General features: G+C 63.6%; 21 protein-coding genes. 8 read left to right on the top strand and 13 right to left on the bottom strand.

Annotated elements, in window-relative coordinates; genetic code table 11:
* The first annotated feature begins 11 nt into the window (after window positions 1-11).
* The 3 genes from UB31_RS41525 to UB31_RS19195 all read left to right on the top strand — a co-directional run bounded on the left by UB31_RS41525 (window position 12) and on the right by UB31_RS19195 (window position 5009).
* Window positions 12-365: a hypothetical protein gene (locus UB31_RS41525; RefSeq protein ID WP_156175440.1), complete on the top strand. Its 354-nt coding sequence runs from the start codon at window positions 12-14 to the stop codon at window positions 363-365.
* A 251-nt stretch (window positions 366-616) separates the two neighbouring features.
* Window positions 617-1825 (top strand): efflux RND transporter periplasmic adaptor subunit, encoded by a 1209-nt coding sequence (locus tag UB31_RS19200; protein ID WP_045012123.1) that lies wholly within the window; start codon window positions 617-619, stop codon window positions 1823-1825.
* A gap of 1 nt (window position 1826) precedes the next feature.
* The gene (locus UB31_RS19195) at window positions 1827-5009 is read left to right on the top strand and encodes an efflux RND transporter permease subunit (RefSeq protein ID WP_045012033.1); all 3183 of its coding nucleotides are present in this window, start codon (window positions 1827-1829) and stop codon (window positions 5007-5009) included.
* Window positions 5010-5150: 141 nt separating this feature from the next.
* On the opposite strand, the gene UB31_RS19190 is transcribed toward UB31_RS19195, so the two are convergent.
* The 4 genes from UB31_RS19190 to UB31_RS19175 form a co-directional block, all read right to left on the bottom strand.
* Window positions 5151-6431, bottom strand: coding sequence for a type II toxin-antitoxin system HipA family toxin (locus UB31_RS19190; protein WP_045012122.1), 1281 nt, complete (start codon window positions 6429-6431; stop codon window positions 5151-5153).
* Entirely contained in the window at window positions 6421-6756 is a 336-nt protein-coding gene (locus UB31_RS19185; RefSeq protein ID WP_045012032.1) for a helix-turn-helix transcriptional regulator, read from the bottom strand. The genes UB31_RS19190 and UB31_RS19185 overlap by 11 nt, the downstream gene beginning before the upstream one ends.
* A gap of 119 nt (window positions 6757-6875) precedes the next feature.
* The gene (locus tag UB31_RS42845) at window positions 6876-7151 is read right to left on the bottom strand and encodes an HGGxSTG domain-containing protein (RefSeq protein WP_283806091.1); all 276 of its coding nucleotides are present in this window, start codon (window positions 7149-7151) and stop codon (window positions 6876-6878) included.
* Between the two features lie 23 nt (window positions 7152-7174).
* Window positions 7175-7777, bottom strand: a complete 603-nt coding sequence (locus UB31_RS19175; protein WP_045012030.1) for a hypothetical protein — start codon at window positions 7775-7777, stop codon at window positions 7175-7177.
* A 409-nt stretch (window positions 7778-8186) separates the two neighbouring features.
* Between UB31_RS19175 and UB31_RS19170 the strand changes: the two genes are divergently transcribed.
* Complete coding sequence (locus UB31_RS19170; RefSeq protein ID WP_045012029.1) at window positions 8187-9170, top strand: Bug family tripartite tricarboxylate transporter substrate binding protein; 984 nt, start codon at window positions 8187-8189, stop codon at window positions 9168-9170.
* 7 nt (window positions 9171-9177) lie between these two features.
* Here UB31_RS19170 and UB31_RS19165 read toward each other — a convergent pair whose 3' ends face one another.
* The 4 genes from UB31_RS19165 to UB31_RS19150 form a co-directional block, all read right to left on the bottom strand.
* Entirely contained in the window at window positions 9178-11718 is a 2541-nt protein-coding gene (locus UB31_RS19165) for a branched-chain amino acid ABC transporter ATP-binding protein/permease (RefSeq protein ID WP_045012028.1), read from the bottom strand.
* Window positions 11715-12590, bottom strand: coding sequence for a branched-chain amino acid ABC transporter permease (locus UB31_RS19160; RefSeq protein WP_045012027.1), 876 nt, complete (start codon window positions 12588-12590; stop codon window positions 11715-11717). The genes UB31_RS19165 and UB31_RS19160 overlap by 4 nt, the downstream gene beginning before the upstream one ends.
* A 30-nt stretch (window positions 12591-12620) precedes the next feature.
* Complete coding sequence (locus tag UB31_RS19155; protein ID WP_045002913.1) at window positions 12621-13865, bottom strand: ABC transporter substrate-binding protein; 1245 nt, start codon at window positions 13863-13865, stop codon at window positions 12621-12623.
* 142 nt (window positions 13866-14007) lie between these two features.
* Entirely contained in the window at window positions 14008-14937 is a 930-nt protein-coding gene (locus UB31_RS19150) for an IclR family transcriptional regulator (RefSeq protein ID WP_045002912.1), read from the bottom strand.
* A gap of 220 nt (window positions 14938-15157) precedes the next feature.
* On the opposite strand from UB31_RS19150, the gene UB31_RS19145 reads away from it, so the two are divergent.
* Genes UB31_RS19145 through UB31_RS19135 form a run of 3 tightly spaced genes read left to right on the top strand, consistent with a single transcriptional unit; the run spans window position 15158 to window position 18104 of the window.
* Window positions 15158-16957, top strand: a complete 1800-nt coding sequence (locus UB31_RS19145) for a thiamine pyrophosphate-binding protein (RefSeq protein ID WP_045002911.1) — start codon at window positions 15158-15160, stop codon at window positions 16955-16957.
* A 47-nt stretch (window positions 16958-17004) separates the two neighbouring features.
* Window positions 17005-17709, top strand: a complete 705-nt coding sequence (locus UB31_RS19140) for an SDR family oxidoreductase (RefSeq protein ID WP_082078563.1) — start codon at window positions 17005-17007, stop codon at window positions 17707-17709.
* Between the two features lie 11 nt (window positions 17710-17720).
* On the top strand, window positions 17721-18104 hold the full coding sequence (locus tag UB31_RS19135; RefSeq protein ID WP_045002909.1) for a cupin domain-containing protein: 384 nt from the start codon (window positions 17721-17723) through the stop codon (window positions 18102-18104).
* 4 nt (window positions 18105-18108) lie between these two features.
* On the opposite strand, the gene UB31_RS19130 is transcribed toward UB31_RS19135, so the two are convergent.
* From UB31_RS19130 to UB31_RS19115, 4 genes are all read right to left on the bottom strand, one after another.
* On the bottom strand, window positions 18109-19062 hold the full coding sequence (locus tag UB31_RS19130; RefSeq protein WP_045002908.1) for a lytic transglycosylase domain-containing protein: 954 nt from the start codon (window positions 19060-19062) through the stop codon (window positions 18109-18111).
* A gap of 215 nt (window positions 19063-19277) precedes the next feature.
* The gene (locus tag UB31_RS19125) at window positions 19278-19553 is read right to left on the bottom strand and encodes a hypothetical protein (RefSeq protein ID WP_045002907.1); all 276 of its coding nucleotides are present in this window, start codon (window positions 19551-19553) and stop codon (window positions 19278-19280) included.
* Between the two features lie 77 nt (window positions 19554-19630).
* Window positions 19631-20488: a VOC family protein gene (locus UB31_RS19120; RefSeq protein WP_045002906.1), complete on the bottom strand. Its 858-nt coding sequence runs from the start codon at window positions 20486-20488 to the stop codon at window positions 19631-19633.
* Between the two features lie 150 nt (window positions 20489-20638).
* On the bottom strand, window positions 20639-21832 hold the full coding sequence (locus UB31_RS19115) for a urate hydroxylase PuuD (RefSeq protein WP_045002905.1): 1194 nt from the start codon (window positions 21830-21832) through the stop codon (window positions 20639-20641).
* A gap of 205 nt (window positions 21833-22037) precedes the next feature.
* Between UB31_RS19115 and UB31_RS19110 the strand changes: the two genes are divergently transcribed.
* The gene (locus UB31_RS19110; RefSeq protein ID WP_502691263.1) at window positions 22038-23342 is read left to right on the top strand and encodes a PQQ-dependent sugar dehydrogenase; all 1305 of its coding nucleotides are present in this window, start codon (window positions 22038-22040) and stop codon (window positions 23340-23342) included.
* Window positions 23343-23667: 325 nt separating this feature from the next.
* Here UB31_RS19110 and UB31_RS19105 read toward each other — a convergent pair.
* Window positions 23668-23938, bottom strand: a 271-nt coding sequence (locus UB31_RS19105; RefSeq protein ID WP_045009670.1) for a transposase, incomplete at its 5' end; no start/stop codon positions are given.

Here is a 23938-nt window from a genome sequence, read left to right as displayed (position 1 = left end):
CACAAATTCGATTGCTCGAGTCTGTAAAAGTCCTCCGTTGCAATGAAGACGAGAAGCCCGAGCAGAACCATGGCCGCGATGTTCGAGCGCATGCTGGTGCTATTCTCGACGGCGCGGCGATCTTGTTCGAATTTCGAGAGATCGAGCATGCGCAGAATATTGTCGGACTGCGCATCATCAACTCGATGTCTGCCGTCTCCGGATCGCTTTCGAAACGGGATGATGTTTTGTTGGTGGCTCTGCTGACTGGCCCTCATCTTGCGCCTCAAACGACAATTTGCGTTGCCATCAAGATGTCGATGATAAGGCCCCACTTGAGATCAGCGTTCGTTAAAATTCTTGATCGCTGGCGCAATTTGGCGTGATGCCGCGAGAATCCTTAACGTCTGTCCATATCGTTTCTGTCTGTTTCTTCTCTTCCTGATGATCGTTTTCGATCTGTCGGCTCCATGTGCGCGATTGCGTTTTGCGACGAGAGAACATGACGAATTGTACAGAAAGTTGCACGCGATCGTTATTTTGACGTCGTGAACCCGTCCGCGATACTCCAACACCAAACACGTGCAGGCAGCAGGTTTACCTGAAAGCAGGCGCAAGCAACGAGATGGCGATGGATATGACAAGGCGACCGAAGCTCAGTCTCACGCTGTTTGGAATCTTTGCAACATCCGCGGTGGCCGGCGGCGCATGGTATGAGCTCGTCGGGAGCGTCAAGCCCGTCGCGGCATCCGCGCAAAGCAGTCCTGGTCAGCCTGCGGCCAGGATTCCCGTGACCTCGTTCGAGGTGAAGAAGACCGACTTCCCCGTGCACGTCTACGGTCTTGGAGTCGTCTCACCGTTCAAGACGGTGACGATCAAGAGCCGTGTCGACGGTCAGATCACGAAGGTGTCCTTCAAGCAGGGGCAGATGGTGAAGGAGGGCGATCCGCTGCTGGAGATCGATCAACGTCCTTATACCGCGGCTCTGGAACAGGCGGTGGCGAAGAAGGCGCAGGACGAGGCCAATCTGAGGAACGACCAGTTGAACTTGCAGCGCTTTCAGACGCTGGCGAAACAGCAATTCGAGACCCAGCAAAATCTCGATACCCAGCAGGCGCTGGTCGATCAGGTGACTGCGCAGCTGAAGGGTGACCAGGCCACCATCGATAATGCGCAGACCAATCTCGGTTACACCTCGATCAAGGCGCCGATCAGCGGACGAATGGGTTTCCGGCTGGTTGACCCCGGCAACATCGTGCATGCCGCGGATACGACGGGGATCGTCACCATCGCCCAGCTGCAGCCGATTGCCGTGCAGTTCACCGAGCCGGAAGAGCAATTGCAGGCCATCGACAAGGCCTTTAAGGCCGGCGAGGTGCCGGTCGAGGCGCTGACTTCGGACGGAACCAGGACGCTGTCGCAAGGCAGGCTCGTGGTCATGGACAATTCGGTGAACCAGGCCACCGGGACCATCAGCCTGAAAGCGCGTTTCGACAACAAGGACAACGCGCTGTGGCCCGGCCTGTCCATCACCACACGGATGCTGGTCGACACGCTCAAGCAGGTCATCGTCGTGCCACAGGATGGCGTGCAGCACGGGCCGTCCGGTCTGTTCGCTTATGTGATCGGCGACAATGGCAAGGTCAGTGCCAGGCCGATCAAGATCAATCAAAGCGGCGACGCAAATGCCGTGGTCTCCGAAGGCCTGAACGTCGGAGACAGGATCGTGGTGGCCGGGCAGTCGCGCCTGTTCGATGGCGCGCTGGTCGACGCAAAGCCGGTCGGCGCTTTGGCTGCGCCGATGGCGGATGCCAATAGTGGCACCAAAACCGGATCGGCGGACTGACATGGCTGGCGGTATCTCGGCTCCCTTCATTCGCCTTCCCATCGCGACGTCGCTGCTGATGGTCGGCATTGTCTTCGTCGGAATCATCGCATATCCGCAATTGCCGGTGGCGCCGCTGCCGGAAGTCGACTTCCCCACCATCCAGGTTTCCGCCAGCCTTCCCGGCGCGGATCCCGAGACGATGGCGTCCTCGGTGGCGCAGCCGCTGGAATCGCAATTCGCCCTGATCCCCGGCGTCTCGGAGATGACGTCGTCGAGCCAGACCAGCTCGACCCAGATCGTTCTGCAGTTCGATCTGTCGCGCAACATCGACGGCGCGGGATCCGACGTGCTCGCTGCGATCAATGCGGCGAGCGGGCAATTGCCCAAGAACATGCCGAGCACGCCGACCTACAGAAAGGTCAATCCGGCGGACTCTCCCATTCTCACGCTTGGCGCGACGTCGACGACACTGCCGATGACGCAGGTGTCGGACGAGATCTACACCAAGCTCGCACAGGCGATCAGCCACATCAGCGGCGTCGGCCAGGTCAGTGTCGGCGGACAGCAGGCGCCGTCGATCCGTGTCCAGATCGATCCCGCCAAGCTGGTTGCCAAGGGCCTGTCGCTGGAGGACGTGCGCACGCCGCTCTCGGTCATCACCGTCAACAATCCCAAGGGAACGCTCAACGGCGACACCCGCACCTACACCGTGTATGCCAACGACCAGTTCACCAAGGCCGCGGCCTGGGACGACATCGTCATCGCCTACCGGAACGGCAGTCCTGTCCGTGTCGGCGACATCGGCCATGCCGTCAGTGCGCCGCTGGACAATACCCAGTACGGCTGGGTCGACGGCAAGCCCGGCGTGTTCCTGGTCATCTTCAAGCAGCCCGGCGCCAACGTCATCGATACCGTCGATAGCGTCATGAAGCAGCTGCCGCATCTCCAGGCGGGCATCTCGCCGGCCATCAAGATCTCGGTGCTGTCGGACCGCACGCAAACCATCCGCGCGGCGGTGAAGGACGTGCAGTTCACGCTGCTGCTCACGATCGGCCTCGTCGTGATGGTGATCTTCGTCTTCCTGCGCAGCGTGTGGGCCACCATCATCCCGTCGATCACGGTGCCGCTGGCTCTGCTCGGCGCCTGCGCGCTGATGTGGATGGCCGGCTACAGCCTCGACAATCTGTCGCTGATGGCCCTTACCATCGCAGTCGGCTTCGTGGTCGACGACGCCATCGTGATGCTGGAGAACATCACTCGCTACATCGAGGAAGGCGAGACGCCGATGGCCGCTGCGATCAAGGGCGCCAGCGAAATCGGGTTCACGATCATCTCGATCTCGGTGTCGCTGATCGCGGTGCTGATCCCGCTCTTGCTCATGAGCGGCATCATCGGCCGCCTGTTCCGCGAATTTTCCGTGACGCTGGCGATGACGATCGTCGTGTCGGCCTTCGTGTCGCTCACGTTGACGCCGATGATGGCATCGCGCTTCCTCAAATCGCACGACGAGGAGCATCACGGCAGGCTGTACATGCTCAGCGAGCGGATGTTCCAGGGCCTCGTGGACGGCTACGAGCGCGGCCTCGACCTGGTGCTGCGCTTCCGCTTCGCCACCTTGATGGTGTTCTTCGCCACGATCGCCCTGACGGTCTATCTGTTCGTGATCATCCCCAAGGGGTTCTTTCCGCAGCAGGATACCGGGCTGATCACCGGTATAGTCGAGACCTCGCAGGACGTGTCGATCGCGGACATGGCCAGGCACATGCAGGAGATCGGCACGATCGTGCTGAAGGATCCGGCGATCGATCACGTGGCCATGCGCATGGGCGGAAGCGGCAACACGCTCAACGACGGCACGATGTACATCACGTTGAAGCCGCGCGATGACCGCACCGCCTCGGCCGACCAGGTCATCCGCCGCTTGCAGGGCCAGACGGCGAAGGTTCAGGGCGCGCGCCTTTATCTCCAGTCGGCACAGGACGTCCGCGTCGGCGGCCGGGCCTCCCGGACGCAATTCCAGTTCACCTTGCAGTCGACCGACATGGACCAGCTCAACACATGGGCGCCCAGGCTGCTCGACAAGATGAAGGGGATGCCCGAGCTGCGCGACGTCGCATCCGACCAGCAGACATCAGGCACGACGCTGACGCTGTCGATCGACCGCAACCAGGCAGCGCGTTTCGGGATCACCCCCGACGTCATCGACGCCACGCTCTATGATGCCTTCGGGCAACGGGAAATCGCGACCTATTCGACCCAATTGTCCACCTATTACGTCGTTCTCGAGGTGCTGCCCTCGCTCCAGAAAAATCCGTCCACGCTGGAGCAGATCTATCTGCATTCGCCGACCACGGGAGGCGAGGTGCCGCTGTCGGCGTTCACGAAGTGGACCACGGCTCCAGTGCGGCCGCTGGCGATCAATCATCAGGGCCAGTTCCCGGCGGTGACGATCTCCTTCAACCTGGCGCCCAACGTCGCGCTCGGCCAGGCGACGCAGGCGATCGAGGCGATGGAACAGCAGCTGAACGTGCCGGCTGCCGTCACCTCCACGTTCGCGGGAACGGCGCAGGCGTTCCAGCAGTCGCTGTCTTCCGTGCCCTTGCTGATCGTCGCGGCGCTGGTCGTGGTCTATCTCATTCTTGGCGTGCTCTATGAGAGCTACATTCATCCGCTGACGATCCTGTCGACCTTGCCGTCAGCCGGCGTCGGCGCTCTCGCCACACTCCAAATCTTCCATTTCGACTTCAGCCTGATCGGGCTGATCGGCCTGGTCCTGCTCATAGGCATCGTCAAGAAGAACGGCATCATGCTGGTCGACTTCGCGATCGTGGCGGAGCGGGATCACGGCATGTCGCCGGTTGAGGCCATTCGCCGCGCCTGCCTGCTGCGCTTCCGTCCGATCCTGATGACCACGATGGCGGCCGTGCTGGGCGGCGTGCCGCTGATGCTGGGCCACGGCACCGGCTCGGAACTCCGTCAACCGCTCGGCTACGCCATGGTCGGCGGTCTGCTGGTCAGCCAGGTCCTGACGCTTTTCACCACGCCGGTGGTCTATCTTTATCTCGACCGCGTCTCACAATGGCTCAGTCCGAAGCGGCACGCAGGAACGGATCGTCAGGACATGGGCGCTGCCGACGACGGCGATCTGGACATCGTCGACGAGGTCGCCCTGAAGAAATCCAAGGTCCTTGCAGCTGAGTGACGGTTCGGAATCGGCCCGGTGCTGCGGGGCCCATCGTCCATGATCGAGTGGCGCGCTTTGCGAGGTGCGCTGGGTTCCGCTCACGTGACGGTGCGTTGACGATGCGATGCTGCGCGGCTCCGACCAGAATCTACGCTTGTCTCATGCGGCGAGCTTGACCAGGGCTTCCGGCGCGTCGATGAAGGCGAAGGCGTTGAGGAATTGCCGCCTCCACATGAAGTTGCGGTCGACCTCCGAGAGCGCTGCCGTGTCACACGCGTCTTTCCAGAATGTCTTGATCGCCTTGATCTGTCCGGCAATGAGCTCGGTTGCCTCATGGAGGTCGAGAAGGAAGAGTGGCGCAGCCTGCAGGCAGATCGTGATCTGGCTGGTGCGTTGTTCTCCGGTGATGAACATCGCTTGCGTTGCCTCTCCCCCGTTCCTGGCTTGCGGGCAGATGTCGTAGGCGGGCGTCAGCGCGAGTTCCTTTCCATCCCAGAATGCCGCGTGATTCCGGGCATGATCGTCCGTGTTGCCGCAGAGTATGTTGAATACAATCCGCCCGAAAAGTTCGCGGAGAGTTTCCTTGGGCGAGGTGAACCTGTGGCGCACGATCGTCGCGAGGTCCTCATAGCTTGCGTAACGCGCCATCATTTCCTCGAGTTCGAGCAGTGTCAGCGCGGACACCATCGCGCGGCGCGGCCACTCGGCCCCGGTCCTTTCTCGATCGAAACGTTCAATCAGCAGAACGTCCTTTCCGGCGGCGCGGTCGAGGCTGACGGGGGCCGCGGCAAGTCCAGCCTTTGCTGCAAGTCGCATGGCCACGAACTCCGCTTTCACGACGTTATAGACGTCGTTCTGCGATGAGAACTTGGCGATATATTTTTGAGTGTTCGCAGTAATCATTGTTTTCGGCCGGGCGCCGCCGATCGAACTTCCGTGCAGAAGGGCCCGATCAAGCTCCTGTGTGAGCGGCACACCTCGCTCGACCAGCGTGGTCGCGGCCTGAAGTTCTGCAAGCGACGCTGCCGAAGCCTCTCGCGGGATGTAGCTCTCCGCCGAGAGCTGAAAATCCAGCGCGCCGATGCGGTCCGAGCCGGATTCGAGGAGATAGGTCAGCTCATCGATTTCGCCGGTATCGACGTCCTTGCCGCTCTTTCCGAATTTCCTGTTGAAAATGACGCGGCGGCCCCAGGCGTCCGGCGCGGCATCGCGGATGCAATTCGGCATCATCAAGCCCGGCGTCAGTGAAAGTGCGCCGCTCCGCAGCGGCAGCTCCGGGTCATAGAGCGAGATCGCGTCGTTGCGCGCGAGATAGCTTCGTCCGTAGTTGAAGTGGAGTTGGTTGCCCGCCGCAAACAGTCGACCGGCGACCACGGGTGTGATCGCGCCCGGCAGCCAGACCCAGACGAAGGCCTCTGTCGGTTTCTTTTCAGAAGTCATCATCGACCGTCTCTGGGGACATGCGCACGGATTTCGGCAAGAGCTTCATCACAGCAGAGTTCGCGGCGAGGGCGCTTGTCAGAGTCCGCTCGTCGTTATCGAACAGCGGGACGCCCGCGACGGCGGCGGCTTCGAAGACGGCGCCCAGTGTGCAGCCGAGATCGCCGTTCTCGATGCGCCGCAAAAGTCCGCGCGAAAGTCCCGCCCTGCTAGCAAGCTCTTCGGCGGTCATCTTGCGCTCGATGCGCGCCTTGTGAATGAGCTGGCCCAGGAGCGCGGCGGCGTCCTTGGCGTAACGGGAATAGGGTCTCGCTTTTTTAGGCATTTATGATCCATTAACGGCTCGTATAGTGCCAAACGATCCGTTTATAGACCAAACAAACCGAGCTGTCAATTGGGTGGCCTATAAATGGCTCATATGCCTTCAACTGATCCATTAATGGCTCATTTGTTTCGCAGGGCCGGTCTTTTCGAGGGACGGTCTGACGTGATCTCGATCAGCAACCTTCGCGTCTCGTCCAGCAACGCCCGGATCGACCCCTGTTCCGCGATCCGGTCTCGTGTGAAGGCGCCGTGCGTCCGCGCATTCTGATTTCCCATCGGTGCACCAGATCCCCATGCGCCGCCGTGCATGCGGCAGCGCGTCTTGCCTCGCAGCGCCGGCGCACGGCAGGTTTCGCCGTTGCGTGTCTGCGCGCCGCAGCGCGGGCTCGCTTGCATCGGCCCGGTGTTGCGGGCGTGGCTCATGCGGTGACGGCCGCCGCGTCCGTCAGGCCTGGCTGCGCAGCGATCAGGCTCGCATGTTGTGTGAAATTGCCGACGACGGCCTTGCCGCCATCCTGCACCGACAAATTCCGCACCGTGATCGCGCAGGCGCCGTTGCTGCGATGCCGGCTCAGGGCCTCCATCTGGGCTGCGTAGGTACGAGCCAGCCGGGTCAGCGCACGCGTGAGGCTCTCCTGCTGCGGTACGTCGTCGGTGCAGGCGAGGCGACAGGCGCAGCGCATCGTCGCGACGTGAACGCACACCATCTGCGCCGCCAGCATGGCCTCGAGCGAGTCCTTGGGCGCGATGCTCTTCAGCATCGAGATCATGAAGGAGAGATTGCCCTGGTCCGGCCTGCGCGCAACGGCGCTGGCTTTTGCCAGCTGGCTCAGCAGGCCGTCCAGCGCGTCGCGGTCGACGGCGCCGAGCGCGTCGGCCAGCAGTCGTTCGCCGGCGCGCGGGTCCGGATGGTCGATCGAAATTCGCCGGCGCGAGAGTTTCACGCGCGGGCTTGCGGCGAGGTTGGTGCGATCGTTTGCCGCAAGCGGTGCGGCGCTGTGGCGTGTCGGGGATGCCGTCATGTCGTGTCCTTGATGCAGGCGCGTGCGAGAGCACGCGCTGCGCGCGGGTTGCGATTTTGCGATGTCGATGAGGGGCTTATGCGCAGTCGCGTCGCTGCGCCCGTGGTTGGGCGCGTCTGACGCTGACGATTGCTGCGATGATGCCATCCTGCCAGTGTTTTGCCCGACGAGTCAAACCGCTCTGCACGATGCGCAAGTACTTGATCCCTCAAGGGGCGGCTACTGTGCATGGGGTTGTTTTCGACGTTTTTGTTCGGAGGCGGGCTCGTACGTGCCGTGCGACGGAATTGCCTGATATCGCGTGCGCGGAAACACGATTGCGAAAACCGACGCGGCCGCTCATCATGATCCCCGAACGCGTCGCACCAACAACAAGCACAGGCGGCACTGAGGTCCGGGGAGAGAACGAATGCAACGAACGGCCCGCCTGTTGGCGCTCATCGCCGGCCTCTGCGCCTCTGCGCTGTCGACGCAGGCCATCGCGCAAAAATATCCGGTGCGGCCGGTCAAGATCATGGTCGGCTTCAGCGCCGGCGGTCCGGTCGATGTGGTCGCGCGCATCATCGGCGACCGGCTCGGGGCCAAGCTCGGGCAGCCCTTCGTGGTCGAGAACCGTGCCGGCGCCAACGGCATGATCGCAGCCGAAGGCGTGGCGCATGCGGACGCCGACGGCTACACCATGCTCGCCTGCAACTCGTCCACCATCACGCTCAACAAGACGCTATTCAGGGATATCCGCTACGATCCGGAAAGAGACTTTGCGCCGCTCACCACCGTCGTCTCGGCGCCGCTCGTGCTGGTAGTCAATCCTGAGAATCCCAAGACCGCCGACATCAAGTCCGTGGCTGATCTCGTCGCTGCGGCGAAGGCCGCGCCCGGCGCGCTCGCTTACGGCTCGGGCGGCAACGGCAACCTCGCGCATCTCGCGATGGAGCTTTTGAGCGAGCGCGCGGGCATCAAGATGATCCACGTGCCCTATCGCGGCGGCGCCGCCTCCGAGGTCGGCATCCTTGCGCAGGAGGTGCTCGCCGTGTTCGATCCGCTCTCCGCGGTGCCGCTGGTCAGGGGCGGAAAGCTGCGCGCGCTCGCGGTGTCCTCAGCCGAACGGCTGCCGTCGCTGCCCGATGTGCCGACGGTCGCGGAGGCCGGCTATCCCGGCTTCGATCTCTCGTTCTGGGTCGGCTTCTTCATGCCGAAGGCGACACCCGCGCCGATCCTCGAGACGCTGCACCGGGAGATCGTCGCGGCGGCCAAGGATCCGACCGTCGAGGAGCGGCTCGGCTCGCAAGGCGTGGTGAGTGTGCTCAGCCCGGCCGAGTACACCGCTAAGATCGCGAAGGAGACCAAGGAGCTTGCCGAGGTGGTGGCGGCAGCCAACATCAAGTCTGATTGAGACGTCGCTACAGCCACAGGATCTGCTTGCGATAGCCGAGATCGTCGAGCAGCGGCGCCGCTGGCCCCTGGTGGAACACTGCGCCGCGCTCCAGCGCGAAGACGCGGTCGGCGAGCGCCAGCACGAGGTCGAGATTGTGCTCGACGATCACGATCGACATGTGCCGGCGGAGCTGGTCGAATACTTTGAAAAGTTCGAGCGTCACAGCCGGCGCAAGCCCCTCGAACGGCTCGTCGAGCAGGAGGAGGCGGACATTGCCCGACATGGCGCGGGCGACCGCGACCATTTGCTGCTCGCCGCCGGAGAGATAGTCGGCTGCGATATTCATCCGCTCCTTCAGGCGCGGGAAATATTGCAGGATCTGCTCCTCGTTCCAGACCACGCCGTCGCTGCCGTCGGTCCTGCGGGCGAGACGCCCGAGCGCGAGGTTTTCGCGCACGGTCATGCCAGCAAACAGCCCGCGGCCCTGCGGCACATAGCCGATGCCGCGCCGCGCGATGTCGGGAGCGGGGACGCCAGCGATATCCGCGCCGCGATATTCGATCGTGCCGGATGCCGCCGGCACGAGGCCGGCGATGGTCTTCAGCAGCGTCGACTTGCCGGCGCCGTTGCGGCCGAGCAGCGCGACGATCTCGCCGTCGCGCACATCGAGCGCGGCGTCGGTGAGGATGTGGCTCTTGCCGTAGAACGTGTTGACGCGGTCGAGGCGCAGCATGGTCTCGTGCGTGCCGGCCGCCTCGTCGCTGCGCCGGTGCTCGACGACGGGAATCCCCTTGCCGGTGTAGATCTCCTGCACGCGCAGATCGGCCCGCACCGCGCTCGGGCAATCGGACATCAGGACCTCGCCCTGATTCATCACGGTCACGACGTGCGAGAAGCCGAGCACGCGATCGATGTCGTGCTCGACGATCAGCACGGGAATATTGGCCGCGATGTTCTTGACGAGATTGGACACCCGCTCGCGCTCGGCCGCAGCAAGCCCTGCGAGCGGCTCGTCGAGCAGCAGCACTTGCGGTTTGGAGCCGAGCGCGATGCCGAGATCGACCAGCCGCTGCCCGCCATAAGAGAGCTCGCCGCCTTCAATCTCCTCGATGCCTTCGAGCCCGAGGAATTTTGTCAGCGCCGCCGTCTCGGCATGGATGTCCTTGTACGCGTCGATGTCGTTCCAGATGTTGAAGCGCATCGGGCGGCGCGCCTGGAGCGAAAGACGCAAATTCTCGTAGATCGTGAGCCCGCGAAACAGATTGGTGATCTGGAACGAGCGCGCCAACCCCTGATGGCAGATCAAATTTGCCGGCACGCCGGCAATGTCGTTCCCCCTAAGGCGGATGGTGCCTTGATCGGGTGCGTAGAGGCCTGAGACTAGGTTGAACAGCGTGGTCTTGCCGGCGCCGTTCGGCCCGATCAGCGCGTGGATCTCGCCGGCCGCGATTTTGATGCTCGCATTATCGACCGCACGGATGCCGCCGAATTTTCGCGACACGCCGCTGACCTCGAGCACCGTGCCCGTCAGTGCCTCCGGCCGCAAAAAGTCCGGCAGCGGCAGGCCCTCATAGATCTTGCGCCGGCTCATCGCAGCGGATTCTTCTGGTGCTGGGCGAAAGCGGCGCATCACCAGCGAACCGATGCCGACGAGGCCACCGGGCGAGTACATCACGAAGGCCACGAAGGTGAGGCCGAACCAGAACAGCCAGTCCGACGTCCAGATCGAGAACAGTTCTCTGAACAAGATGAAGAACACCGCACCGAGCGCAGGTCCGAGCAGGCTGCGCATACCGCCGATGACGACCATCGCCAGCAGTTCACCCGCGAACGGCACCGAGACGGCTTCGGCAGAGACGAGATAGTTCAGGAACGCAATCAGCGCGCCGGCGAGACCCGTCACCACGGCGGAGATCACGAACACCGCGAGCTTGTAGCGCTCGACCGGATAGCCCTGAAAGCTCGCGCGCAACTGGTTCTCGCGGATCGCGACCAGTACATGCCCGAACGGCGAGCGCACCAGGCGCATCAAGACATAGACCACGACAAGCCCGATCGCCGCGACCACGATGTAATAGCTGAGCGCGCTGTCGAAGCTGATGGGTCCGATGCCGCCGCGCTTCAGTCCGCCAAGCCCGTCCTCGCCGCCGGTCAGGCTGGTCCAGCGGAAGGCGGTGGTGTAGACGAGCGCGGCCAGCGCAAGCGTCAGCAGCGAGAAATAGACGCCGCGCCGACGCAGGATCAGCACGCCGATCAATGTCGATGCGATCGCGACGACCACCATCGACAACAGCAGCGGCAGCCAGATCTCACCGGGGAAGAAGCGGAGCTGGATCAACCCTGCTGCATAGGCGCCGATGCCGAACCAGGTGCTGTGGCCGAACGAGACTAGGCCGGTATAGCCGATGCAGAGGTTGAGGCCCATGGCCGCGATGGCAAGCCCGAGCATCCAGGTGCCGGTATTGAGCGATAAGCCAAGCGCCCGCAGCAGGAAGGGCAGCGTGATGACGGCAACAGCTGCGATCAGCAGCGGCCTCAGCCTGTCGATGGTCGAGGCGCTCCTCATTCGAACTTCTCGATGCGCTCGCCGAGCAAGCCGCGCGGGCGCACCAGCAGCACCAAAAACATCAGAATGTAGATCGAGGCTTCACCCGCGGCCGGCTCGAAATGAATGGCGATGCCGCGCACGACGCCGACGAGGAGAGCCGCGATGATGACGCCCCAAAAGCTCCCGAGGCCGCCGATCACGACGACGACGAAGGCCACCGTCATGATATCGGCGCCCATCGCCGGATGCACGGTCGTGATCGGCGCGAAGAAGGCGCCGCCGAGCGCGGCGAGACCAACGCCGAGCATCACGATTGCGGTCATGTAGGGCTGAAGCCGGATACCGAGCGCAGCCACCATGTCCGGCCGCTGGATGCCGGCGCGCACCACGCGCCCAAACGAGGTCTTGTGCAGCAGCAGCCAGACACCGACCATGATCGCTGCGACCACGGCAAGGATCAGCAGGCGATAGCGCGAGAACAGGAAGTCGCCGACGATGACCGACCCGCGAAAACTTTGCGGGATCTCGGTCGAGACGGGCGCCGCACCCCAGATCATGCGGATCGCCTGCTCGGCGACCATCGCAAGCCCGAAGGTCACGAGCAGGCTCAGGATCGGATCGGCCGTGTAGAAGCGGCGCAGGATGAAGCGCTCGAAGAGGATGCCGAGCAGGGCAACCGCGAACGGCGAGACCACGACGGCAGCGCCGAAGCCGAGACTCTTGGTCAGCTCGACGCAGACATAGGCGCCAAGTGCGTAGAACGCGCCATGCGCGAGATTGACGATGCCGCCGACGGAGAAGATCAGCGACAGCCCGAGCGCGATGAGCAGATAATAGCCTCCGAGCACGAGGCCATTCACCACCTGTTCCAGCAAGAACTCGAACTGCATGTTGCGTCCGCCTTGGCGTGCGCGCGCGCGTCAGGCCTTCATCTCGCAGGGATTCTGTTCCCTGGTCGGATAGATCGTCTCGAGCGGATCGTTCGCGGCCGGCACCGCATCGCCCAGCACCAGCATGTCCCACTGGTCCTTCATCTGGTCCTTCGGCTTGACCGTGAACGGATAGGCTTCCTGGACGAGCTGATGATCCCAGGCGCGGAAATAGGCTTTTCGCGCTTTGCCGATGTCGAACTGGGCCTGCTTCTCGAAATAGCCTATCAACTCGCCGCTGTCGGTCGACTTCGTGGTGTTGATCGCTTCGGCGAGCAGCTTCAGCGTGACGTAGTCGATCCAGGCATGGTTCTCTGGCGGTTTGCCGTATTTCTTGCTGAAGGCCGCGACGAAGGCTTGCGACGCCGGATTGTCCAGCGTGTGATACCAGACGGTCGGCCAGGTGCCACTGAGATTGCCCGCGCCTGCGGCCCAGGCGTCGCCGGTGTTGAGATTGAAGCCGACCAGCGGATAGGGGAAGCCGAACTCGGCATATTGCTTAACGAGGTTGGTGACCTGGTTGCCGGCGAGGTTGCAGCAGACCACGTCGGGTTTTGCCTGGCGCACCTTCAGCAGATAGGGGCTGAAGTCGGTGACGTCTGTTGCGATCAGCTCGTCGCCGATCAAATTCGCGTCGTGCGCGCCGAAGAAGGTTTTTGCCGCCTTCAGCAGGTCGTGACCGAAGATGTAGTCGGCCGTGAGCGTGAAGAACTTCTTGCCCTTCACCATGCCCTTCTGCGACAGCGCGGTGCCGACCGCGTTCACCATCACGGTGTTCGGGATGTCGCAGTGGAACGAGTATTTGTTGCAGTTCTTGCCGCGCAGCGCATCCGAGCGCGCGCCGGTCGAGAAGAACACCTTCTTGTTGCGCTCGGCCACCTGCATGATGATCAGCGAGGAGGCCGAGGAGATTTCGCCGAGCAGCACCACCGCGCCGTCCTGCTCCAGCATGCGCTGCGCCTTGGTGGCGGCGGTGGCGGGGTTGATCGAGTCTTCCGAGAGCAGGTCGATCTGCTTGCCCAGAATGCCGCCCGACGAATTGATCTCCTCCGCCGCGAGCTTTGCGCCCAACTGCGCGTAGCTGCCGATCACGCCGAGAAAGCCGGTCAGCGGTGTCAGATGCCCGATCCGGATCTTCTCCGTCTGGGCCTTCACGATGGCGGGAAACCCAAGCACGGACGCGCCAGCGAAGGCTGCGCCCGCCTGCAACAACGTCCGTCTGCGGTAGCGGATCATGTCTGTCTCCTCCCCGGGGGCATCGCGTGCCTCCCTTCAAAACCGGCTATCCGGTATTGTGAGAGACCTTTTTCTAATGCTGGAGGATAATCCCGAACGCGCTCGCCGGTGTCAACCGGCAAAATCGCCGCTTGTGCGCGTCTCAGGCTTTTTGCGGGATCGTCTTCCGCGCGGTGCGCTCTGCAGCGTTCTTGGCGCCGAATTCGGCCGACAGGCGGTCGGCCGCGGCCTGCACGACCTGCGCGCTGGCGTGCAGCGCCTGGTTGGAGAGCCGCCAGATCGGGCCGGAAATGCCGAGCGCGCCGATCACCTGTCCGGTGAAGTCGGTCACGGGCACGGCGACGCAGCGCACTTCCATGTTGAACTCGCCGTCGTCGAAGGCAACGCCGGTACGTTGCACCTCGGCAATCTCGCGCATCAGTGCGCCGACATCGCTGATGGATTTTGGCGTCGACGGTTTCAGTTCGACGCGATCGATGAACCGCGTGAGCTGCTCGGGGCGGAGTGAAGCCAAAATGATCTTGCCGAGCGCGGTGCAATGGGCCGGGCGCACCACGCCGACGCGATCGGTCAGCTGGAACGCGCCGGGGCCGCTGGTGCGCGCGATGACGACCACGGCATCGCCCATCCGCACTGCAAAATGGCTGCTTTCGCTGGTCTGGCGCGATAGCTCCTCCAGCACGGGCGTGGCGACATTGACCATCTCGATCTCGTCGAGCGCACTTGCGGCGAGCGCGAACAGCGGGCGGCCGATGCGGTAGCGCTTGTTGTCCTTCTCCTGGCGAAGGTAGCCGAGCGAGACCAGCGTCTTCGCCAGATGAAAGGTCGTCGAGTTGTGCAGGCCGACCAGCTTGCTCAGCTCCGCAAGCCCAATCCCTTCGCGATGGCGCGCCACCTCTTCAAGGATGGAGAAGGCGCGGCCGAGCGACTGAACCCCGCCGACGCGCTGCTTGTCGTCGGCCTCGTCGTCGCCATTGGCTTGCGGCACCGGGATGAGTTTGGCAATCGCGACCTTGCGCGGGCTTGCGGGCTTTTCGCCGGTGGTAGGCTTGGTGCGCGATCTCAAGGACAAGGCCCCCTCTGGTGAATCGTCTGGCTCCGTTCTTGCGACAGTAGCACGCAACCTGCACGGCCGTCGGCGCGGAGCCTCGCGTTCCCTCACATCGACAGACTACCACAATATAAATTGACGTACAGCATTATGAGAAATAGGGTGCCCGCGGCCCAATGATGACCGGCCGCGTTTCCGCATCGGTACACAAGACGTCTTCGGGCCGAGAGGGAGACGGTTGATGTCGCGAAATATGCTCAACGGCGCCCAGGTCATTGTCGATTATCTGATCCAGGAGAAGGTGCCGCAGGTGTTCGGGCTCTGCGGCCACGGCAACATCCAGTTCATCGACGCGCTGTACGAGCGCTCCTCAGAGATCAAGACGATATCCGTGCATCACGAGAGCGTCGCCGGCTTCATGGCCGACGTCTACTACCGCGTCTCGGGCAGGCCGACCGCGACCTTCACCTCCTGCGGACCGGGCTCGGCCAATTTGCCGATCTCGCTTGCGAATGCCTACCTCGATTCCGTGCCGTTCATGGCGATCACCGGCAATGTGCCGACCAGCCAGTTCAACCGCGGTGCGTTCCAGGAGATGTACCGGCACTATCAGGCGGACTTCCCCTCAACGGTACGCACGATGTGCAAGAAGGTGTTCCAGCCGACGCGCGGCGAGATGGTGCCGCTCGCGGTGCGGCAGGCCTGGAAGACGATGGTCACGGGGCGACCGGGGCCTGTGGTGATCGACGTGCCCTACGACGTCTTCATGGAGGCGGCTGCCGAAGAAGCGCCGAAGGCTGCCGATTGGAGCGCCAACATCTCCAGCCGCTGCGGTGCTGACCCCGAAGGCGTCGAGAAGGCGGTCGACATGCTGCTCTCGGCCGAACGGCCGGTGATGCTGGTTGGGCAGGGCGTGCGCTATGGCGGAGCGGCGGATGAATTGCGCAAGCTCGCTGAGCGGCTCCAGATCCCGGTGGCGGCATCCGCGAGCGGGCTCGGCGCGCTCGACGTCAATCATCCGCTCGCGCTCGGCCTCGTCGCGCGCGCCGGCCACTATCAAGCCAATCACGCGACGCGTCAGGCTGATGTGCTGCTCGCGCTCGGCGTCCGCTTCGACGACCGCACCTCGAGTTCGTGGATTCCCGGCTATTCCTTCACGATCCCGCCGACCAGGCTGATCCACGTCGATATCGATCCAGAGGAGATCGGCCGCAACTATCCCGTCGCGCTTGGGCTGATGGCCGACGTTCGCACCTTTCTGCGCCAGGTGCATGCCGAGCTCGATCGCCGCGACAACCTGTTCAAGAAGTCCGACGCGCGCAAAAAATGGCTGGCGCAGATCGACACCTATCGCAAGGAGTGGGACAAGTTCGTCGCGCCTGGCTTCTCCGACGACACCACGCCGATCAATCCGCAGCGTGCGGCCGCCGAGATCGACAAGGCGCTGCCGGAGGATGCGATCCTCGTCTCCGACATCGGCGTGCACCACAATTGGCTGCTCAGCTTCTGCAAGCCGAAGCGGCCGGATTCGCTGATCGGCTCGATGGGGTTCGGCCCAATGGGCTTCGGCGTCGCCGGCGTGATGGGGGCGAAGTTCGCCGCACCCGATCGGCCCTGCGTGTCCGTCTGCGGCGACGGCGCCTTCTTCATGCATGCCAACGTGCTCGGCACCGCGGTCGAATATAATCTGCCCGTGGTCTGGGTGGTCTGGAATAACTACGCCTATGCCTCGATCCGCGGGCTTCAGCGCGGTTATCTCGGTGGCCGCGAGCTCGCCACCGACTTCAAGCATCCGGAGACGGGCCAACGTTACAATCCCGACTTCGCGGCGATGGCGCGCTCCTGCGGCGTTGAAGGCGTACGGGTCGACCGCGCGGGAGATCTTGGCGAGGCGATCCGCAAGGGCATCGCCGCCAACAAGCCCTATCTGATCGACGTCGATATCGCGGCCGACATCAACCCAGTCGGCGCCGGCGTGTGGGAATTGCCGGGCCTCGGCCAAAGCAAGGCCGGCATCGGGACGCGCTTCCAGCCGGGCTGATCGCGCGGTTCTTAAATCGTCAATCAAGAAAATTACGGGAGATGGGAATGACGCTCGCAGGCAAAAAGGTCGTCGTGGTCGGCGGCTCCTCAGGCATCGGCCTCGCCACGGCGGAACTGGCCAAGGCGCAAGGCGCCGAAATAGTCATCGCCTCACGCAGTGCTGCAAAACTTGATCCCGTTGCCGAGCGGCTGAAGGTGACGGCCATTCCCACGGATGTCACCAGCGACCAAAGCGTCGCCGATCTGTTTCGCCGCACCGGTCCGGTCGATCACGTCGTGCTGACAGCCGCGCAGTTGCGCACCGGGCCGTTCAAGACGGTCGCGATGGAGGATGTGCGCGCCACCATGGAAGGCAAGTTTTGGGGCGCCTGGCGTGTCGCACGTGAGGCCAACATCCGGCCGGGTGGCTCGCTCACGCTCGTCACCGGCTTTCTCAGCGTCAGGCCGCGGCCGAATTCGGCGATCGTCAGTGCGGCCAATGGCGCGCTGGAGTCGCTGGCTCGCGCGCTTGCGCTCGAGCTTGCGCCGGTGCGCGTGAATGCAGTGTCACCCGGCGTGATCGACACGCCGATCCGGGCGGCAATGCCGGAAGCTGCGCGGAAGGAGATGTTGGCGAAGACGGCTGCCGCACTGCCGGTCGGCCGCGTCGGCATGGCCGAGGACATCGCTCAGCAGATCGCAAGCTTCATGACCAACGGCTTCGCCACGGGTTCGATCGTCTATATCGACGGCGGCGCGCTGGTGAATTAGGGAGCACGATCATGGCCGAGGAAAGCAACGGCGCCTTCATCCGTAACATTGCCGAGGTGCCCTGGCGCGAATTCCCCAACCATTTTGGCGGCGCGCTGTCGAAGCCGCTGGTGATGGCGGAGACGGCGGGTTCGCACCACATCGACTACCGCATCTCGATGTACCAGCCGATGGCCTATGTCGCGCGGCATCATCACAAGGTGCAGGAGCAGGTCTATCACGTGCTCGACGGCGAGGGCCTGATGGAGATCGCGGGCAAGAGCCATGTCGTGCGCAAGCACGACGTGATCTTCCTGCCGCCCGGCGTCGAGCACGCGATCTCGAATTCCGGCCTGACCGATCTCGTGTTTCTGGTGGTGACCTCCCCGGTCACCGATGACGAGAAGCCGGTCTGACGGCTCAGCGTTCGGTGGATGCGACGCGGATGGCGCGGCTCTTCGCGTTCTTTCCGGCCGCGCGCGCTGCAATCATGCTGCGCGCCTTGCCGTGGGCGGAGCCGCTCTTCCTGAGCAAGGATGCGAACCGCTTGCGTGCACGATTTGCCGAGAGCCGCGCCGCCAGTTGCTCGGCCTTGCGAATGATATTGGCGACCGCGGGCGTCAGTTTGACCGGAACCCAGGCGACGTCTTTGGTCTTGGACAGGCTGCCGATACCCTCGCAAGGCGCTTCGCGCGGCAGGTCGATCCGGATCGCCAGAGCTTCCGAGCGCTCGGTCCAGTCCTCAGCCCTGGTGCCGGTGATGATGCGGACATAGTCGCGCGTCTCGCGTGGCAGCTCGCTCTCCTTCGCGAGCCACTTCTGGATGCGGCCCGGACCTGCGTTGTACGCGGCTGCCGCAAGGCCGAGATTGCCAAAATCGTCGCGGAGCTTGCGCAGAAATTTCGCCGATGCGGGCAGCGCCTTCATGGCATCGAAGGGATCATCGAGCCCGACCTCCGCGGCCGTCTCTGGCATGAACTGCGCGACGCCCTGGGCGCCGGCCTGGCTGACCTCGTCGGAACGAAAACGGCTCTCCTGCCAGAGCAAGCGGGCGAAGAAGGGGACGGGAATGCCGCTCTCCTCGGCCGCTTCCCGGAGTGCGTGACAGAATTGTTCAGTCGGTGAAACCGGGGCCTGAGCGGGGGTTTCGACCGCGCGCGTCGGCTCGGTCGTCTCTTCGTACGACGCCCGCGCATTCGCGAGCGCGATGGCCTGCACGCTTGCGAGGAAGAGCTCGACGAGGGGGACCGGCGAAGGTGCGCGATCGGCTTTTGGCGCTGCATTGTCGAGATGTGAGGCTTGCCAGGACGGCGGCGAACCGACGTCGCACATCAGAATCAGGAACGCAGCGCAAGCCGCGACGAGAAATCGCATCTCGGTCAAAGTCCTCGAACTGTGGGGGAACGACCAGCGCATGCGCCGGTGAGAAGGACTTCTTAACCGTAATTGCGGCGAAGCTGCGATTCCGGGAGACCGCCGGTGTTAGTACGGTATTCCCTTTGCGGAAAATACGGCGTCAGCCCCGCGGATCTACGGGAGCCGCGGGGACATGCAATATTGCGAGCGGTCATGCGGGAGGCGTGTGGAGCTTACGCCTTGGGAAAATCCTTGCGCATCGCGATCTCGGCGGCATCGCCGGGCGACAGCACGGTCTGCTCGAACGCTGCTTGCGGCCTCGTCATGATGTCGTAGAGCGAGATGCCCTTGATCGGCTTATCCATGAGCTCACGGACGCAGTCGGCGAGCGTGCCGTTGTAGACGAGATAAGGAGGACCTCTGTCCTTCTGTCGTTCGCCCTTCAGCGACGGCCACTTCTTCAGTTCGGCCGGCGCGTCGTAAGCGATCGGCGATTCCTCTTTGAACATGCGCGTAGTCCCGAGCGGCCTGGATTGGGGGAATCCTAGGGCCGCCGGGTAAACACGCGTTAAAGAATTGGTTCAAATCAACCGGCAATGAAGGCGAGCAGGGTGCCGTTGGCCTTGGCCGGCGGCACGCAGATCGCGGCCCCGCTTCGCAACGCCGCCGAACCCAGCGCCTTCTCGGTCGCTGCGAGGTCGCCGCTCACGAGCACCAGGGCCGCGCCGCCGCGCTCGGAGAGACCGGCGAGAGGCACGCCGGGATAACGCTTTCCGAGTTGTTCCAGCGTCAGATAAACGAAGTCCGCACGATCGCCGCCGGAGGGCACGGTGGCCGCGCCGTCGGCATCAGCCTTCGGTTCGCGGTCGATCAGGCGCGCCAGATGCGCCGCCTCCTTCGCGGGCTCGGGTGTTGCGATCAGCACCTGCCTGATCCGCTTGGCCGCATTGGCGTGTTTCATCAACTCGGGAATCCACACGGTCTCGCGCGTCTTGTGCTGGCAGGCGAAGATGCGCACGCCGCCCGGCGCTTCCGCGGTCGGCCACATGAAGGTGCGGAATTTTGCGGCGGAGATCGTGCCGTTCGGCAGCGTCACCGGCCGCTCGAAATCGGTGGGGCCGATCGGCGTAAGGCCACGCGCGCGGATCTCTTCCGCACCGGCGGCGGAATCGACCGCAGTGAACGCGACGCGCTCGATGCCTTCGCCCTGCTTGTCGAGGAACGCGCGCGCCGGCGCATTGTGCTCGGTCGCGGCGAGCACGCCGAGCAGCTCCATATAGTCCGGGTCGAACATGATGGTGTAGTTGCCCGTGCCCATATGCGCGCTGTGGGTGCCGCGCGGCGAGATGGTGAAGCCGAGCTGCCTGTAATTCTCGGCGGCCTTGTCGAGGTCTTTCACCATGACCACGGCGTGGTCGATACCGATGACGTTCTTGAGGGCCACTGTGATTTCCCCGCGGCAAATGCAAATTGACGGCGACCTGTGGCCGCTGGCCTTATCTACGCCGGATAGGCGCCCAAGTCATTTTCAAATCGGCGGGAAATGCGGAATTTCGTTCCGCGTGAAGCTCGATCGACGCGAAGGCCGACGGCGTCAGCGATCCTGTCCGCTGATATAGGCGGCGAGGATGGCCCGTTCCTCGCTGGTCATTTCCGTGATGTTGCCGGGCGGCATCGCATTCGACCAAGCGGCCACGCGTCCGATCAGGCGGATGTTGCGATGGATGTGCTCGGGCGCGTCGAGCAGGATACCCTTTGGCGCGGTCACAATGCCGGCCCAGACCGGCTCGGACGCATGGCACATGCTGCAACGGGACATCACGATCTCCTCGACATTGGCGACCGTGACTGGCGCCGACAGCGCGCCCGTCTTGACCTCACGCGGGCCTGCGGCGGAGAGGAAGAGGATCGCGATCGCGCCGGCCGCAGCCACGCCCCACACCCACCACGGCGATTTGCGTCCGGCATGGCCCTCGTTGAAGAAGTGGCGGATCACCGGGCCGAGTGCGAGGACGATCGCGACGATGATCCAGTTGAAGCGGGTGGCATAGAGCAGCGGATAGTGGTTGCTGATCATCAGCACGACCACGGGCAGCGTCAGATAGTTGTTGTGGACCGAGCGCTCCTTGCTGGTCTTGCCGAGCTTCGGGTCGGGCGCCTTCCCGGCGATCAGGGCGGCGACGATCTTCTTCTGGTTCGGGATGATCACCGTAAACACGTTGGCGACCATGATGGTGCCGACGATCGCCCCGATCTGGTTGAAGGCGCCGCGCCCGCTCAGCACGTGGGTGAAGGCGTAGGTCAACGCGACCAGGAACAGATAGCCGCCGATGGCAAAGGGAAGCTCGCGCTGCGCAAGCCCGGTGCGGCAGGCGACCTCATACAGCAGCCAGGCCAGCGCCAGGCTCGAGAGGCTGAACAGCCCGGCCTGGATTGGCGTGAGGTCGAGGATCGACTTGTCGACCAGGAACAGGTCGGCGTCGAGATAATACACCACCACCATCAGTGCGAAGCCGGACAGCCAGGTGGTGTAGGCCTCCCATTTGAACCAGGTCAGCTCGTCCGGCATCTGGGTCGGCGCCACCAGATATTTCATGATCCGGTAGAACCCGCCGCCATGGACCTGCCAGGCCTCGCCCCCCACTCCGTCCGGCAGGTCAGATTTCGGCTTCAAGCTGAGATCGAGGGCGATGAAATAGAAGGAGCTGCCGATCCAGGCGATTGCGGCCACCACATGCAGCCAGCGCAGCAGCAGGCTCGCCCATTCCGATAAGATCGATCCCCACATGATCACCCCATCAATCGCGACACCAATGCCGCAGCTTTGATGACCGCAACCGGCGGCCGTGCCCCTACAATGTGTCGCACCGATCCGCGTTGTTTTCCAGTACGATGGGCGCACGCTGTTGCACATCGTGCGGGCATGAGCTGACGTGGGATTCGGCAGATAAGTCCGGGAGGAAGATGACGTGAAGAATCATGTTTCGCACATGATGGTGCCCGTATGGCTTTTGGCAGCCTGCGCTGGCGTGCAGGCCGAGCCTGTGCTGCAAGGCAAGGACGCCTACGGCAGCTGGCAGGCCGACAAGCCCGGCGTGGTCAGGCTGATCCGCCCGCAGGATCTGGCCAAACCGGGCGCCTCGCCGTCGGTTTCCAATTCCACGCGGGTGGCCGCGCGTGGCGGCGCCACGCCGCTCGTGCCAGAGGGATTCAAGATCGACCTTCTGGCTGACGGCCTGTCCGACCCGCGCGTGCTGCGCGTCGCGCCGAATGGCGACATCTTCGTTGCCGAGACCGGGCCAGGGCGCATTCGCGTGCTGCGCCTCGGGGAGGGCGGCGCCAAGGTCGCAACGAACGAGGTCTTTGCCAGCGGGCTCACCCGCCCCTTCGGCATCGCGTTCTTCCCGAACGGCGACAATCCGCAATGGGTTTATGTGGCCAATGCCGGCAACGTCGTCCGCTTCCCCTATCACGCCGGCGATCTGAAGGCGTCAGCCAAACCCGATGTCGTGGTGGCAAACCTGGCGCAGGGATCGGGTCATTCCACCCGCGACATCGTGTTCACGCCCGACGGCAAGCGCATGCTGGTGTCGGTCGGCTCCGCGAGCAATGTCGGCGAAGGCATGGGGAGTCCGCCCGGCGGGCTCGAAGCCTGGTCACGCACGCAGGCGGTCGGTGCGTCCTGGGGCTATGAGGCCGAGCGCGCCGCGGTGCTCACCCTGGATCCCGAAGGCAAGGATCGAAAGCTCTATGCCACCGGCATCCGCAACTGCGTCGGCCTCGCGATCCAGCCGCAGACCGGGCTGCCCTGGTGCTCGACCAACGAGCGCGACGGCCTCGGCGACGATCTCGTGCCCGACTATGTGACGAGCGTGAAGGAGGGCGCCTTCTACGGCTGGCCGTGGTTCTATATCGGTAACAATGAAGACCCGCGCCATGCCGGCGCGCGGCCGGACCTCAAGGACAAGGTGACAGTGCCGGACGTGCTGGTGCAGCCGCATTCGGCCTCGCTCGGCATGACCTTCTATCAGGGCACGCAGTTTCCGACGGAGTACCAGAGCGACGCCTTCGCCGCCGAGCACGGCTCCTGGAATCGCTCGAAGCGCACCGGCTACAAGGTGATCCGCATCCGGATGAAGGACGGCAAGCCGACCGGGGAGTACGAGGATTTTGTCACCGGGTTTGTTGTGAACGACACCCAGGTGTGGGGACGGCCGGTCGGGATCGCGGTGGCGAAGGACGGCGCGCTGCTGATCTCGGAGGATACTGGCGGCACGATTTGGCGCGTGACGCATTAGATCGGGCTGCAGTGAAGGTGCACCCTCGCCCCTTGTGGGAGAGGGTGGCTTCGCGACAGCGAAGCCGGGTGAGGGGTTCTCTCCGCGAGTCTATCTCGCTATGAGTTCGCCGACAGAACCCCTCATCCGGCGCCATAGCCGATGCAAAAGCATCGGCGTTCTTAAGAACGGCGGCCGTAGGCCGCCTATGCCACCTTCTCCCGCAAGGAGGGCTTTGCACAGAGGGGCGAGCGGGCGCTTGAGGTGCGTCGCGGGCTTTTTTGATGTCAGCCCGCTACAGTGAGCGGCATTTTGCTCATTTCATCCCCTGTTGTCCTCTGTTTTTTCATGCGGAGACGGACTCCTGGCGTTGTGCGGCCAATGCGCCGGCCGCACGCCGTAGGTTGTAGGCGCAGCAGGCCAGCACGATGTGCACCTGATTGCGCTCGAAGTTGAAGAAGCGCATCCGCCGGAGACCATAATGCTCCTTGAACACGGCGTACGGACGCTCGACGGCGGCGCGCACCTTGGCGATTAGTTTGTTGCGCAGCTTCTGCCGCGGCGGCAGTTCGGGATGATGCTTGTTGGGCCGATGCATCAGGCGGTCCTTGATGCCA

It is taken from the genome of Bradyrhizobium sp. LTSP849 (assembly GCF_000938255.1).
In the GTDB taxonomy this organism is placed as follows: Bacteria; Pseudomonadota; Alphaproteobacteria; order Rhizobiales; family Xanthobacteraceae; genus Bradyrhizobium.
The sequence above is the reverse complement of the archived record's forward strand: the minus strand, read 5'-3'. Positions and strand labels throughout refer to the sequence as shown.

Excerpts from the sequence above, each read along its gene's own strand:
- UB31_RS19200 (WP_045012123.1), top strand. The coding sequence starts at position 617 with ATGACAAGGCGACCGAAGCTCAGTCTCACGCTGTTTGGAATCTTTGCA.
- UB31_RS19195 (WP_045012033.1), top strand. The coding sequence starts at position 1,827 with ATGGCTGGCGGTATCTCGGCTCCCTTCATTCGCCTTCCCATCGCGACG.
- UB31_RS19190 (WP_045012122.1), bottom strand. The coding sequence starts at position 6,431 with ATGACTTCTGAAAAGAAACCGACAGAGGCCTTCGTCTGGGTCTGGCTG.
- UB31_RS19185 (WP_045012032.1), bottom strand. The coding sequence starts at position 6,756 with ATGCCTAAAAAAGCGAGACCCTATTCCCGTTACGCCAAGGACGCCGCC.
- UB31_RS42845 (WP_283806091.1), bottom strand. The coding sequence starts at position 7,151 with ATGCAAGCGAGCCCGCGCTGCGGCGCGCAGACACGCAACGGCGAAACC.
- UB31_RS19175 (WP_045012030.1), bottom strand. The coding sequence starts at position 7,777 with ATGACGGCATCCCCGACACGCCACAGCGCCGCACCGCTTGCGGCAAAC.
- UB31_RS19170 (WP_045012029.1), top strand. The coding sequence starts at position 8,187 with ATGCAACGAACGGCCCGCCTGTTGGCGCTCATCGCCGGCCTCTGCGCC.
- UB31_RS19165 (WP_045012028.1), bottom strand. The coding sequence starts at position 11,718 with ATGAGGAGCGCCTCGACCATCGACAGGCTGAGGCCGCTGCTGATCGCA.
- UB31_RS19160 (WP_045012027.1), bottom strand. The coding sequence starts at position 12,590 with ATGCAGTTCGAGTTCTTGCTGGAACAGGTGGTGAATGGCCTCGTGCTC.
- UB31_RS19155 (WP_045002913.1), bottom strand. The coding sequence starts at position 13,865 with ATGATCCGCTACCGCAGACGGACGTTGTTGCAGGCGGGCGCAGCCTTC.
- UB31_RS19145 (WP_045002911.1), top strand. The coding sequence starts at position 15,158 with ATGTCGCGAAATATGCTCAACGGCGCCCAGGTCATTGTCGATTATCTG.
- UB31_RS19140 (WP_082078563.1), top strand. The coding sequence starts at position 17,005 with ATGACGCTCGCAGGCAAAAAGGTCGTCGTGGTCGGCGGCTCCTCAGGC.
- UB31_RS19135 (WP_045002909.1), top strand. The coding sequence starts at position 17,721 with ATGGCCGAGGAAAGCAACGGCGCCTTCATCCGTAACATTGCCGAGGTG.
- UB31_RS19130 (WP_045002908.1), bottom strand. The coding sequence starts at position 19,062 with ATGCGATTTCTCGTCGCGGCTTGCGCTGCGTTCCTGATTCTGATGTGC.
- UB31_RS19125 (WP_045002907.1), bottom strand. The coding sequence starts at position 19,553 with ATGTTCAAAGAGGAATCGCCGATCGCTTACGACGCGCCGGCCGAACTG.
- UB31_RS19115 (WP_045002905.1), bottom strand. The coding sequence starts at position 21,832 with ATGTGGGGATCGATCTTATCGGAATGGGCGAGCCTGCTGCTGCGCTGG.
- UB31_RS19110 (WP_502691263.1), top strand. The coding sequence starts at position 22,038 with ATGGTGCCCGTATGGCTTTTGGCAGCCTGCGCTGGCGTGCAGGCCGAG.